This is a genomic window from Comamonas sp. 23 (assembly GCF_049601575.1).
Classification (GTDB): Bacteria; Pseudomonadota; Gammaproteobacteria; order Burkholderiales; family Burkholderiaceae_C; genus Comamonas; species Comamonas squillarum.
Genome location: NZ_CP187127.1, coordinates 1,849,608 through 1,862,939, shown reverse-complemented (window position 1 = coordinate 1,862,939; position 13,332 = coordinate 1,849,608). Strand labels below are relative to the sequence as shown.

Annotated in this window: 11 protein-coding genes; 6 read left to right on the top strand and 5 right to left on the bottom strand. The window is 66.6% G+C overall.

Annotated elements, in window-relative coordinates:
* Positions 1–226: 226 nt before the first annotated feature.
* The 3 genes from ACPEE1_RS08390 to ACPEE1_RS08380 all read left to right on the top strand — a co-directional run bounded on the left by ACPEE1_RS08390 (position 227) and on the right by ACPEE1_RS08380 (position 4,207).
* Entirely contained in the window at positions 227–1,474 is a 1,248-nt protein-coding gene (locus ACPEE1_RS08390; RefSeq protein WP_423935921.1) for a CaiB/BaiF CoA transferase family protein, read from the top strand.
* Positions 1,475–1,726: 252 nt separating this feature from the next.
* Positions 1,727–2,461, top strand: coding sequence for an SIMPL domain-containing protein (locus tag ACPEE1_RS08385; RefSeq protein ID WP_165841181.1), 735 nt, complete (start codon positions 1,727–1,729; stop codon positions 2,459–2,461).
* Between the two features lie 198 nt (positions 2,462–2,659).
* The gene (locus tag ACPEE1_RS08380) at positions 2,660–4,207 is read left to right on the top strand and encodes a hypothetical protein (RefSeq protein ID WP_423935919.1); all 1,548 of its coding nucleotides are present in this window, start codon (positions 2,660–2,662) and stop codon (positions 4,205–4,207) included.
* 23 nt (positions 4,208–4,230) lie between these two features.
* On the opposite strand, the gene ACPEE1_RS08375 is transcribed toward ACPEE1_RS08380, so the two are convergent.
* The gene (locus tag ACPEE1_RS08375) at positions 4,231–5,142 is read right to left on the bottom strand and encodes a DMT family transporter (protein ID WP_243419321.1); all 912 of its coding nucleotides are present in this window, start codon (positions 5,140–5,142) and stop codon (positions 4,231–4,233) included.
* 211 nt (positions 5,143–5,353) lie between these two features.
* Between ACPEE1_RS08375 and ACPEE1_RS08370 the strand changes: the two genes are divergently transcribed.
* The 3 genes from ACPEE1_RS08370 to ACPEE1_RS08360 all read left to right on the top strand — a co-directional run bounded on the left by ACPEE1_RS08370 (position 5,354) and on the right by ACPEE1_RS08360 (position 9,112).
* Complete coding sequence (locus tag ACPEE1_RS08370; RefSeq protein ID WP_116925931.1) at positions 5,354–6,436, top strand: tartrate dehydrogenase; 1,083 nt, start codon at positions 5,354–5,356, stop codon at positions 6,434–6,436.
* Positions 6,417–7,688, top strand: coding sequence for a PQQ-dependent sugar dehydrogenase (locus ACPEE1_RS08365; RefSeq protein ID WP_232539396.1), 1,272 nt, complete (start codon positions 6,417–6,419; stop codon positions 7,686–7,688). Before ACPEE1_RS08370 ends, ACPEE1_RS08365 begins: the two co-directional genes overlap by 20 nt.
* A gap of 140 nt (positions 7,689–7,828) precedes the next feature.
* Positions 7,829–9,112 (top strand): MFS transporter, encoded by a 1,284-nt coding sequence (locus ACPEE1_RS08360; protein ID WP_182342844.1) that lies wholly within the window; start codon positions 7,829–7,831, stop codon positions 9,110–9,112.
* 13 nt (positions 9,113–9,125) lie between these two features.
* On the opposite strand, the gene ACPEE1_RS08355 is transcribed toward ACPEE1_RS08360, so the two are convergent.
* The 4 genes from ACPEE1_RS08355 to ACPEE1_RS08340 form a co-directional block, all read right to left on the bottom strand.
* Positions 9,126–10,109 carry a Bug family tripartite tricarboxylate transporter substrate binding protein gene (locus ACPEE1_RS08355; RefSeq protein WP_420093963.1) on the bottom strand — a complete coding sequence of 328 codons (984 nt, stop codon included), beginning with the start codon at positions 10,107–10,109 and terminating at the stop codon, positions 9,126–9,128.
* Positions 10,110–10,144: 35 nt separating this feature from the next.
* On the bottom strand, positions 10,145–11,332 hold the full coding sequence (locus ACPEE1_RS08350) for an alpha-hydroxy acid oxidase (protein ID WP_182342846.1): 1,188 nt from the start codon (positions 11,330–11,332) through the stop codon (positions 10,145–10,147).
* Between the two features lie 98 nt (positions 11,333–11,430).
* Positions 11,431–12,336 carry a LysR substrate-binding domain-containing protein gene (locus ACPEE1_RS08345; RefSeq protein WP_182342848.1) on the bottom strand — a complete coding sequence of 302 codons (906 nt, stop codon included), beginning with the start codon at positions 12,334–12,336 and terminating at the stop codon, positions 11,431–11,433.
* Between the two features lies 1 nt (position 12,337).
* Positions 12,338–13,267 carry a LysR family transcriptional regulator gene (locus tag ACPEE1_RS08340; protein WP_423935915.1) on the bottom strand — a complete coding sequence of 310 codons (930 nt, stop codon included), beginning with the start codon at positions 13,265–13,267 and terminating at the stop codon, positions 12,338–12,340.
* Between the last annotated feature and the right edge of the window lie 65 nt (positions 13,268–13,332).

The window sequence follows — 13,332 nt, the reverse complement described above, 5'->3', positions numbered from 1 at the left end:
TAGCCTCGCCAACACCCCTGCCTTCTGCCACGCGGCAGAAGGCTTTTTTTTGCCTGGCGTCTTCGCAACCGGGACAGCCCCCAGCACCTGACCTAGCGCGGATGTGTTACACACCGCATACACCCCTGTATCTACGGGGCTTTCCAGCTGCTGCTGCGACTGCGAAGAGATACGCCCAATGCCGCCCTCAGCCCCCAGCCTGCCGACGCTTTCGCTTTCCTCAGTCATGCACCATACCGACACTTCCATACCTCTTAGCACGCCCGTCAACACAGTCTCCACCCCCTCTCCCCTGCCGCTGGCGGGCCTTCGCGTGGTCGAATTCAGCCACATGGTGATGGGCCCGACCTGTGGACTGGTGCTCGCCGATCTGGGAGCCGAGGTCATCAAGGTGGAGCCGGTCGAGGGTGACCGCACCCGCCACCTGCTGGGCGCGGGAGCGGGCTTTTTCCCGATGTTCAACCGCAACAAGAAAAGCGTGGCCATCGACCTGCGCCAGGCCCAGGGGCTGGAGGCGGCGATCCGCCTGGCCAGCACGGCCGATATCGTGGTGCAGAACTTCAAGCCCGGCGTGATGCGCAAGTACGGACTCGATTACCGCGCGCTGTCGCAGCTCAACCCGCGCCTCATCTATGTGAACCACAGCGGCTTTCTCCCCGGGCCCTACGAGCACCGCACCGCGCTCGACGAGGTGGTGCAGATGATGGGCGGCCTGGCCTATATGACCGGGCGCCCCGGCGATCCGCTACGCGCGGGCACCAGCGTCAACGACATCATGGGGGGTATGTTCGGGGCCATCGGCGCGATGGCCGCGCTGATGCAGCGGGCGCAAACGGGACGTGGCCAGGAGATCGACTCAGCGCTGTTCGAAAACAATGTGTTCCTGGTGGGCCAGCACATGATGCAGTTCGCCGTGACGGGCGAGGCGGCCGAGCCCATGCCCAACCGCATCTCGGCCTGGTCGGTGTATGACGTGTTCACCGTGCAGGATGGCGCCCAGATCTTTCTGGCTGCAGTCAGTGATGCGCAGTGGGCCACCATGTGCAGCGCGTTTGGCTGGGGCGATCTGTTAGCCAACCCCAGCTACACCAGCAACAACGACCGGGTGCGCCTGCGCCCCCAGTTGCTGCCTGAGCTGCGCCAGCGCTTTGCCACGATGAGCGCCGCGCACATTGGCCAGGTCTTTGAGGCCAACGGCCTGCCCTATGCCCCGATCAGCAAGCCCGAAGAGCTGCTGGACGACCTACACCTGCTGGCCAGCGGCGGCCTCGCCCCCGTTCGCCTGAGCGATGGCGAACGCGCGGGGCAGATGGCCCCCACCACGTTGCTGCCGCTGCGCATGGCCGGTGAGCGCCTGGGCGTGCGCATGGACCCGCCGCAGCTGGGCCAGCACACGCAGGAGCTGCTGCGCAGCCTGGGCTATGGCGATGACAGCATTGCCGCGTTGCGGGACAGCCAGGCGATTGCCGGTTAGACGCAGGTGCGGCAAGCCAAATGTGAATATCGATGAACCAGGGCGATTGCGGCAGCCCGTCCTACAAGGCTCCGGCCTGCCGCCGCCTACGCTGTGGCTCTTTGTCGCGGCACTTGGGGATAAGCTTGGTCTCCGATACGGCATGTGGGGGCTGCTGAAACTTGCAGCCCGCCTGGCACTCCAAGCCCGGTGACCTGGGCCCGCTCTTTTGGCGGCATGCCCTTCGCGACTGTTTTGAACCAGGAGAATCTGATGAAAAAAATGCGCATGCTGGCAACCGCCGCCCTGATTGCCGCCACCCCTTTTGTAGCTTCCACTGCCATGGCCCAAAACCCTGCTCCTGCCGCTTCCAACATCGACAAACGCCCCAGCCTGAACCTGGATGCCGAAGCGACCACCCGCGTGCCGGAAGACACCGCCTGGGCCCAGTTCAGCGTCGAGAAGGAATCCAAGGACCAGGCCCAGGCCCAGCAGCTGGGCAAGACCGCGCTGGCCGATGTGCTGGCCACCGCCAAGAAGTCCCAGACCCTGCAGGTCACGACCGAGAACCTGTTCACCAGCCCCGTCTACAACAAGGATGGCAAGGTCACCAGCTGGCGCACCCAGTTCAATGTGCAGCTGGAGTCGACGGACACCGCCGTGCTGGGCCAGACGATGGCCGCACTGATGGACAAGGCCCGCCTGACCGGCTCGGGCTTTCGCCTGTCCGATGCCGCTCGCAACAAGGCGCAGGACCAGCTGATCGCCGAAGCCGTCAAGAACTTCAACGCCAAGGCCAAGGTCACCGCCAATGCCATGGGCTATGCGCAGTACGAGTACGACACCATCCACCTGAACCAAAGTGGTACCAGCCAGCCGATGCCACGCATGGGCCGGGGCGTGGCCATGATGAGCAAGATGGAAGACAGCAGCGCCCCCGTGGGCCTGGAGCCGGGCTACACCACGGTGTCGGTCAGCATGTCGGGCGCCGTGCGTTTGATCAAGTAAGCCGCGCTGGCTGAGCTGGTGGGCCGCCCATCAGCGCTTAGCCCGCCCCAGAGCCAGGTAATGCCGCGCATCACCTGGCTTTTTTCTATCCCCTCATAAAAAGTGATTAACCACTTACCACCATCAACCACTCCCACACGGCGTAAACATTTGTAGCAATATGGGCACCGTAGCCATCCCGGCTAGCAGGAGTGAAGCATGTCCCCTACGGTTCACCCTTGGCTGCAGCGCAGCCCCCTGTTTCGCTCTGCGGTGCTGGCCGGCACGATCGCCTTGGCGGCCAACCCGCCGGCGCAGGCCGCCAGCGATTTCACGCCGCTACCCGGCACCTGGATCGTCAGCGCCGAGCAAGATGGCAAGCCTGGCCGGGGCATGGCCATCGATGTGCAAGATGGCGTGCTGGTCATGCAGGTCTACAACTACCGGGCCAATGGCACGGCCACCTTCCACCTGGCCGTCGGCAGCATAGACGGCAACCAGGTGGCGGCCCCACTCAAAAGCTACCGGGGCGGGCGCTATTTCGGCAGCGGGCCGCTGTCAGGTGTGGAGGATGGCGATGCGGGCGAGGTGCGCATCGAGTTCACCAGCGCCACGCAAGCCCAGCTGCGCTTCCCCGGCGAGCCCACGGTAGCGATCCAGCGCTTTCGGTTTGAGAACACCCCGGCTTCTGCGCTGCCCTCCGCGTACTGGCTCATGTCCATGCAAGACAGCAGCGGCAAGGCGGTGTATTCGGCCATTGCGCTCAGCGGGCTGGACACCAGCACCGGCCCCGCGATGGCCATGGCGCTGCCCAATGGCACCCAGATCCAGGTCTCCTGCAGCTACAGCGCCACCTTGCAAGGCTTTAACTGCAGCAATGGCAGTGCCACGCCCGCCGTCAGGCTGCAGTTCCAGACGGTGCTGCACCAGTTGAGCGGCTCGGCGCAGTTGGACGGCAGCAGCTACCAGTTGGTGGGCCAGCGCATGCTTAGCCCGGATGGCTATGACTCGCTGGTGTTCAGCGACACCACGCCGGTCCCCGCCAGCGGCACCTGGATCGTGACAGGCGAGAAAAATGGCCAGCCCGGGCGCGGCATGGCCATCGATGTGCAGACCGGCACGCTGGTCATGCAGGTCTACAACTACCAGGCCGATGGCAATGCCACCTTCCACCTGGGTGTCGGCGCCTTTGCCAGTGGCCAGGCCAGCGCCCCACTCAAGAGTTACCAGGGCGGCCGCTACTTTGGCAGCGGCCCGCTCAGTGGCACTGAGGCCTCCACGGCCGGCGAGGTGTTCCTGGATTTCAGCTCGCCCACACGCGGCCATATCCGCTTTCCGGGTGAAGGAGCCGTCGCCATCGAGCGCTTCCAGTTTGCGCCCGTCGCGCCAGACCCGGCCAGCCTGCTGGGCCACTGGACCTTCCACGACACGACGAACAAGGAAACCGCCCATGTGGCGCTGACCCAGGTCGATGGCACTGCCGCCACCACGGCCGGCGGCGGCGTGCGCTGCAGTTTTCTGAACCCCTCGACCGGCCAGGTGCGCTGCGTGGAGACCTTCACGATCTCCGGCCGGGGCAGTGTCTACCTCAAGGACTACCGCTTTGTGCTGCAGGCCGATACGGGATCGGGCAAGGCCTTGCAGGCCGGTGAGCTGGCGCGCAGCGATGTGCTGCCCGATGACAGCAGCACGCAGAAAAACTCCTTGCTGGCGCTGCGCACGATGGACCGCCGGGGCATGAAGTTGGGTCTGGGTACGTCCTTCTAGCGCAGGCGCGCGGGGCGCTTCGGTCAGTGCAGCCGCGCCAGGATCAGCACCACGCCGGCCACGGTCAGCAGCGCGCCGGCCATGGCCCCCAAGGTGGGCGGCACCTTGGTCTTCCACCACAACAGCGGCAGCAGCAGGATGGGCGAGACAGAGGACAGCATGCCCACCAGCCCGGCGCTGCCGTACTTGAGGGCGGCGAGGATCAAGGTCATGCCCATGGCCATCGACAAAAAGGCGCTGCCCGCCAGCAATTGCCAGTCGCGCGGCGCCATCACGGCAGTCAGGCGCGCCGGCTTCCAACCCACGAGCAGCAGCAGCGCATGAAAGCCAAAGCCGGCCGCCATGCGCACGGCCGATGCGGCCACCGGGTCCACATCGGGGCCCATCACCGGCTTGACCACCAAGGTGCCCAGCGCCTGGCCCAGGGCTGCGATCAGCCCCAGGCCCACGCCCACCGCCAGCCGGCCGCGCGTGGCCTCCAGGCTCGATGCGCTACCGGCGCGCTTGCCAAAGGCAATGGCGCACATCACGCCACTCAGCACCAGCGCGCAGCCCAGCATGGCCACCGCGCCCATGCGCTCGCCCAAAAAGAGCGCCGCCAACACGGCCGACATCATCGAATGGGTGGCAAACAAAATGCCCGAGCGGCGCGGGCCCAGCCGGTTCATGCAGGCAAACAGCACCGTGTCGCCAATGAAGATACCGATAAAGCCCGACAGCACCAGCACGCCCACCAGCGCCAAATTCAGGCTTCCCCAGGTGCCCGCCAAGCTGGCCCAGCCGCCCAGCATCACGGTGGCGAACACCATGCGCCAGCGGGTAAAGGCAAAGGCGCCCATCTTGCGTGCTACGGGGGCAGAGAACAGCGCGGCCAGCGCCCAGCAGGCGGCGGCCAGGACGGCCAGGGATTCAGGGGGAAAAGGAAAAGGCGACACGGCAGGCGGCAAAATGGGGCGCCGGCGGTGCAAGCTGTCTCGCACCATGCTGCGCAGCTGCTCCAACAGCGCTAGGATGCCCATCCAGACACCCCAGCCCCGGCACCCAGGTGCAAGGACGAGCGATTGTAGAGCCCAGCGATGGCCTTTGCGAGCGCGGCCAGTCGCCCGGGCGGCCAACATCCCTATTCACCAGGATTTCAGGACCAGCATGAGCAAGAAACTACGTATCGCGGTATTGGCGGGCGACGGCATTGGCAAGGAAGTGATGCCCGAAGGCATCCGCGTGCTGGAAGCCGCCGCCAAGCGCTTTGACCTGCCGCTGGAGATGCAGCACTTTGACTGGGCGCATTGCGACTACTTTGCCGCCCACGGCCAGATGATGCCCGACGACTGGAAAGCGCAGCTGCAAGGCTTTGACGCGATCCTGTTCGGCGCCGTCGGCTGGCCAGCAACCGTGCCCGACCATGTCTCGCTCTGGGGCTCGCTGCTCAAATTCCGCCGCGAGTTCGACCAGTACATCAACCTGCGCCCGGTGCGTTTGTTTGACGGCGTGCCCTGCCCGCTGGCTGGCCGCAAGCCCGGCGATATCGACTACTACGTGGTGCGCGAGAACACCGAGGGCGAGTACACCGCGCTGGGCGGCATCATGTTCGAAGGCACCGACCGCGAGATGGTGCTGCAAGAGGCCGTCTTCACCCGCAAGGGCGCTGACCGTTTGCTCAAGTTCGCCTTTGACCTGGCCCAAAGCCGCAGCAAAAAGCATGTGACGCTGGCCACCAAGTCCAACGGCATTGCGATCAGCATGCCCTGGTGGGACAAATGTGCCGAAGCCATGGCCCAGAACTACCCGGACGTGGTGCTGGACAAGCAGCACATCGACATCCTGACCGCCCGCTTTGTGCTGCAGCCCGGCCGCTTCGATGTGGTCGCTGCCACCAACCTGTTTGGCGACATCCTGAGCGACCTGGGCCCGGCCACCACCGGCACCATCGGCCTCGCGCCCTCTGCCAACCTGAATCCTGAGCGCAACTTCCCCTCGCTGTTCGAGCCGGTGCATGGCTCGGCGCCCGACATCTACGGCCAGAACATTGCCAACCCCATTGCGATGATCTGGTCGGTGGCGCTGATGCTCGACTTCCTGGGCAACGGCCAGGGCGCCTGGCGCAGCGCGCATGACGCCATCGTCGATGCGATCAGCCAGACCATTCTGAGCGGCCCGCGCACGCCCGACCTGGGCGGCCAGGCCAAGACCCCGGACGTGGGCAAGGCGATTGCACAAGTGCTGGCCTGAACGCCTGCCAGCCCAGGCGGCGCTCGCTGCGCTGGCCAGCGCCCTGCTGGCCTGGGCGCCGCTGGCGCATGCCCGGGGCTATACGCCCCAGGGCCGCTGCGGCGGCTATGACAGAGTCAGCATCGGCAGCCCGGCCGGCACCTGCGTGGCCCTGTTAGCCGATGAACGCGACGGCCTGCGCGCCCCGCGCCGGGTGCTGGAGATCAGCCCCGGGCGCCTGTGGATCATCGACATGGGCAGCTGGATGCCGCGCCAGGGCCGGCTGCTGGAGCTGCGCCTGCCTGCGCCCTCGGCCGCCGCCACACAGCGCCCCCAGGTCCAGGTCCTCGCCGACAAGCTCGACCGGCCCCTCGCCCTGGTACGCGGGCCCGATGCCCAGATCTACATCGGCGAGGCCGGCCGCATCTGGCGCACGCCGGTGCCGGCCGCCGGCCAACCGATCCAGGCGCAAAAGGTGCTGGACCAGCTGCCCGACGACGGCGCCCACCCGCTCAAGGAAATCACGTTCGGGCCTGATGGCAGCCTTTACGTCAACATCGGCTCGCTCACAGACCGCTGCCAGGACGCGCAAGGCGCCCTGCCCCATCCCTGCCCCGAGCGCGGGGCGATGCAGTTTCGGGGCGCCGTATGGCGTGCGGTTCTGCGCAGCCCTGCGCTGCAAGGACAAGCGCCGGTGCAGCAGTTCGCACCCTTTGCGCTGGGCCTGCGCAATTCCGTGGCCCTGGCCACCCTGCCCGACGGCCCCGCTGCTGGCAGCCTGTGGCAGGCCGAAAACAACATCGACTACCGCGACAAGAACGAGCCGCCCGAAGAGCTCAACGAGCTGCTGGAAGGCGCCGACTATGGCTGGCCTTACTGCATAGGCGCTCAGCGCCCGGCGCGCGGCTACGAGCAACGCGCGCGCTGCGCCGCCACCCAGGCGCCGCATATGCGCTGGCCCGCCCATACCGCCCCGCTGCACCTGCTGGCCACCACGCAGGCCAGCCCCTTCCAAGGCCAGTTGCTGGCCGCCTGGCATGGGCCCCAAGGCCACCGCGTCGTGGGCTTTGCGCGCCAGAAAGACGGCAAACCCGGCGGCAAGCCCATCGAATGGCTGGGCCACTGGACGGCCGACGGCAAGACCCGGCCCCTGGGCCGCCCCACGGGCCTGGCACTGAACCATGCCGGCCAGCTGATGGTGGTGGAAGACTACAACCGCACTTTGTTGATGCTGCTGCCCGATACGGCAGGCGCCCCCGCCGCACAGCGCTGACCCGCGCGCTGGCCCGCCTGCCGCCAGCGCGACATCCAGCCGCGCGCCCCGCTTGCCTCTGTTGCGCCCCGGCCTATCATCGGCCCTACTACATCCTTGTTGCGCAGGCCCCTTGACGGGCGCCTCGCGGCCCCCGCGACATGACAGCGCTCAATACCTCCCTGCCTCCAGGCCCCACCCCACCGTCCGGCCTGTATTTCGGCTGGGTGATCGTCGCCGCGTCCACGGTGCTCACCTTGCTCACCGTGGGCATGCGCATGGGGATCGGGCCCTTTATCGTGCCGCTGTCGCAGGACCTGGGGTTCAGCCGCAGCCTGCTGTCATCCATCGTTGCCTTTGGCATGCTGTGCTATGGCCTGGGCATGCCGCTGGCAGGCTGGCTGGTGGCGCGCCAGGGCACGCGGCGGGTGCTGCTGCTGGGCACCGTCATCGTGGTGCTGTCCTGCATCTGGGCGGTCAACGCCCGCACGGCCTGGCTGTTTTTCTGGTCCTATGGCGTGGCGCTGTCGCTGGGCCTGGCCTTCACCAGCCCGGTAGCGGTCACGCCAATGATCAGCAGCTGGTTCATGCGCCAGCGCGGCATGGCGCTGTTCTTTCTGTCCACCGGCTCGATGGCCGGTATTGCGGTGATGACGCCGGTCTTCACTTTCACGATTGCGCGCTGGGGCTGGCAGCACACCCTGCTGGGCTTTGCGCTGGTGTTTGCGCTGATCGTCAGCGCCATGGCGCTGTGGGTGGTGCGCGATGACGCGCCCGAGCACACCGACCTGACCCCGGCCGAACAAGCTGCCCGCCAGGAGCGCCTGCGCGCCATGGCCGGCCAGCCCGCCGCGCCCACCTTGGGTTTTGCGCAGGCCGTGGCCACTGCGCCTTTCTGGCAGATCTTTCTGGGCCTGTTTGCCTGCGGCTTCAGCATGAACCTGCTGGGCACGCATGGCGTGCCCATGCTGATGGACCATGGCTTTGATGCCGGCAGCAGCGCCGGCGGCATTGGCCTCATTGGCCTGGTCGCCATCTTCAGCACCTTGGGTCTGGGCAAGCTGTCGGACATGGTGCCGCGCCGCTACATCCTGGCCGTCATCTACCTGGTGCGGGGCCTGGGCTTTGTCGGGCTGGTCGCCGTCATCCACCACTGGCAGCTCTATGCCGTGGCCGCCCTGGGCGGCATTGTCTGGGCCGGCTCGATTGCCGCGTCTTCGGCCATTTTGGGCGACCTCTACGGCATCAAGCTGGTGGGCATGCTCTACGGCTGCGCCTACCTGGGCCACCAGATTGGCGCCATGATCAGCAGCTGGCTGGGCGGCTGGGCCTATGAGCAGTTCGGCACCCACTGGATTGCCTTTGGCGCCGCCGCCGTGCTGCTGGTGCTGGCCGCTGGCGTATCGCTGCTGCTGCCCACGCGGCTGGCAGCCAACGCGCGTTAAGGCTGTATCGGCATCAGTCGATCTTCAGCTTGGTGGCCTGCGCCACTTCAGCCCAGCGCTTGATCTCGCTGTTAAAGAAGCGCTGAAAGCTGGCGGGGGAATTGGGCGCCGGCGGCAGCATAAAGCCATTGCTCTGGTACTTGGCCCGCACATCGGGGTTGGCATTCAGCGCGCGGTTGATGGCCTTGTTGACGGTCTCCACCACCTGGGCCGGTGTACCGGCGGGCGCAAACACGCCAAACCAGGCGGCGACCTCAAAGCCGGGCACGCCGGACTCGGCGACGGTCGGGATATCCGAGGCGAAACCCACGCGCTCTGCAGTCGTCACCGCCAGGCCCTTGAGCTTGCCGGCGCGGATCTGCGCGAGCAGCGGCGGCAGGTTGTCCATCATCGAATCCACCTGCCCGCCCAGCAGGTCCGACACCGCCGGGCCGCTGCCCCGGTAGGGCACATGCAGGATGCTGGTCCCCGTCTTGAGCTTGAACAGCTCGCAGCCCAGATGGGCCGACGAGCCACTGCCGGGCGACGCGCAGGTCAGCTTGTCCGGGTGCTGCTTGCCATAGGCGATGTACTCGGCCACCGAGTTGACCGGCAGCTTGGCGCTCACGGCCAGAATATTGGGCACCACATTGAGCTGGGCCACCGGTACCAGGTCCTTGCCGGCATCAAAGGCCAGCTTGGTGTAGAGGCCCTGGTTAATCGCCGTGGAGATGGATCCCACAAACAAGGTATAGCCATCGGCTGGCGCACGCACCACATATTCGGCACCGATATTGCTGTTGGCGCCTGGGCGGTTTTCGACGATGAAGGACTGGCCCAGGTCCTTGCCCAGCGCGTCCGCCATCAGCCGCGCACCAATATCGGTGGCACCGCCGGGCGCATAGCCCACGACCAGTTTGACGGGCTTGCTGGGGTAGCCAGCAGTTTGTGCATGTGCTGCAGGCATCACGGCCCATGCAGCGGCCAGGGCCAGTACGGCCTTGCTTGGTTTCATCATTTTTGTCTCCTTGATGGCAAATGGGTGCAGCGCGTTTAACGCTGACTGGGGGGCAGCGAAAAATCGCCCTGAATGCGCAAATAGTCCGCTGTCAGCTCCTGCGGGCGGTTGACACCCAGCAGCGCCAGGTTGGTCATCAGCTCCTGGCGGAACAGCTGCACCGCGTGCGCAATGCCCGCCTCGCCGGCCACGGCCGCACCAAACAGCTGGGGCCGGCCGGTGAAGACCAGGTCAGCGCCCAGCGCGATGGCCTTGAGCACATCGCTGCCCCGGCGAAAGCCGCCGTCGATGAACACCGGGTAGCCGGCAGGCACGGCCTGCCGAATCTCGGGCAGCGCCTGCAAGGGGGAGATGCAGGCATCGAGCTGGCGCCCGCCATGGGTGGAGACGATGACCGCATCGGCGCCATGGGCCACGGCGAGCCTGGCGTCCTCCGGGTGCATGACACCCTTGAGCACCAGCTTGCCCTTCCAGGCTGCGCGTATCTGGTCTATGCAGTCCCAGTCGAGCTGGTCGCGCTCGCCCCGAAAGCCATGGGGCGGGTCGGCAGTGATGGCCGGCCCCGCCTCATGGGCCAGGTTGGCGAACCGGGGCACGCCCTGGCTGAGGACCGTGCGCAGGAACACATCGCAGCTCCAGCGCGGGTGGCGCAGTCCGTCGAGCAACAAGGTCCAGCTGGGGCGAAACGGCACGGTAAAGCGCAGGCGCTGCAGGTTCTCGCGGTTGGCGCCCACGCAGGTGTCGATGGTGACCACCAGCACGGGGATCTGGGCCTTTTCGAGGCGCTGCAGCAGCGGCAGGATGCGCGCCATATTGCCCGGCAGGTAGGCTTGGTACCAGCAGCGCTGGCCATGGGCGCTTTGCAGTTGCTCCAAGGGCACGGTCGATGCGCCGCTGATGATGAAGGGCAGCGCCTGTGCCTGCGCCACCTTGGCCAGCGCCGCGTCGCAGTCCTTCATCACGATGGCAGCAAAGCCGGTGGGCGCAAAGCCCATCGGCAGCGAATAGGTCTGGCCCCACAAGGTGGTGGCCGTGCTGCGCCGGGCCACATGGCGCAGGCCACGCGGCACAAAGCCAAGGCGCGAGAAGGCCTGCAGGCTTTGCTGCAGCGATACGCCGTCTTCCGTGCCGCCGCAGACATAGCCGCGCACACAAGCAGGCAAGCGCCAGCGGGCAGCGCGTTCCAGATCGGCAATCGAGAGGTAGTGGTGCAGCGCGGCCATGTGCGCAGTCTCCGTCGTTGTTCTTGTTGAACCACGCATTGTTCGCAAGGCCGGGCTGCTGGGCAAACGAAATTAAATGATCGGGCTATTCCAAAATTTCATGCAGAGGGCGCGCTGGCATGCGCCTGCGCCAGCACCCAATCGACAAAATGGCGGATCTTGGGCAAGGCCGCGCAGTGGCTGGCGTGCGCCACATAGTAGGCGCCATCGCTGGGCTGCACAAAGGGCCAGGGCTGCACCAGGCTGCCCCGGGCCAGCGCCTGCTCGGCAAACATGCGCGGCATGATGGCCAAGCCAATGCCTTCTTGCGCGGCCTGCAGGCACATCGAGAAAGTGTCAAAGCGCGGGCCCCGGTAGGCATCGAACGGCACAAAGCCCTGGCTACCAAACCAGTCGCGCCAGATCTCGGGCCGAAAGGAGCACTGGATCAGCGGCAGCTGCTCCAGCTCAGCGAGCGACGCCAGGCCATTAACGGGCAGGATCTCTGGCGCACAAACGACTGCCACATCGGCCTCGAACAGGCGGTGGCAGTCCGCACCCGGCAGGCTGCCTTCGCCATAGAACAGCGAGACGTCGATGCGCGCCTGCATCAGGTCAAAAGGCCGGGCATCGCCCTTGGTGACAACCTGGATATGCGGGTAGGCCTGCATGAATTGCCGCAGGCGCGGAATCAACCAGGTGATGCCAAAGGTGGGCTGCACGGCAATCGCCAGCGTTTCGTCCGCCTCGCCATAGCCCATCACATAGCGGGCCGAGGCATCGACCTGGTTCAGGATGCTGCGCACCTCGCCCAGGTACATGCGGCCGGCCGGCGTCAGTGCCAGCCCGCGCGCCGAGCGGTGGAACAGCGCCTGGCAGACGGTGGCTTCGAGCTGGGCGATCTGCTTGCTGATCGCGCTCTGGGTCAAGAACAAATCCTGGGCCGCCAAGGTAAAGCTCATGTGGCGCGCCACGGCCTCAAAGCACTGCAGCGCCATCATCGACGGCATGACGCGTTTTTGCATCTCAGGCCACTCCCTTGCGTGCGCGCTGCTGGGCCAGCTCCTGGTCAAGAATGCTGCCCAGGTGCTGGAGCAGCACACGGGCCTGGGCCTCAGGGCGGCGCTGGCTGACGAGGATCAGCGGCGCCGCCAGGCCGGGCGCAGCACTCAGCCGCCGGTAGGCCAGCCCGTCGCCGCGCAGCTGCTGCAGCGAGGCCGGCACAATGCTCAGGCCCAGGCCTGCGGCCACCAGGCTCAGGGTGGCGGTCAGGCGCGGGGCCTCTTGCACCACCTGCGGATGAAAGCCCGCGCCCACGCAGGCGGCCACAATGCCATCGTGCAGGCCGGGGCCCGCAGGCCGCTTGTACAGCACCAGCGGCTGGCCCCGCAGCTGCGCCAGCGGCAAGGCGCGTTTGGACTGCATCAGCGCATGCCCGGCCGGCCCGGCCACCACCATCGGCTCACTGAGCAAAAGGCGGCTGCTGAGGCTGGGCTGCGCCTCCCAGGCCGAGCGCACCAGCGCGGCATGCAGGCGCTGCGCCAGCAGCGCCTCGAGCAGCTCGCCCGAGCCCGCCTCCTCCAGGGTGACCTTCACGCGCGGCCACTGGGCCCTAAAGGCCCGCAGCACCTGTGCCACCAAGGGGTGGAGCGCTGCCGAGCTGGTAAAGCCAATGGCCACATGGCCGAGCCCGCCCTGGGCGGCATCCTGCACCAGGCCGGCCATGGCCTCCACCCGGGCCAGCACCATGCGCGCTTCATGCACCAGCGCCAGGCCAGCCGCGGTGGGCCGCATGCCTCGGGGCAGCCGCTCCATCAACGGCGTGCCCATCTCCGCCTCCAACTGCTGCAGCAAGCGCGTCAGCGGCGGCTGCTGCATGCCCAGCTGCTGCGCAGCCCGGGTCAGGTTGCCACATTCGGCAATGCAGACCAGGGCCTTCAAATGTCTCAGCTCCATCCAGCAATACCTCAAAAGTATGGATAAGGTTTTTATAGCGTATTTGTCAGCATGGGTAAAGCGCA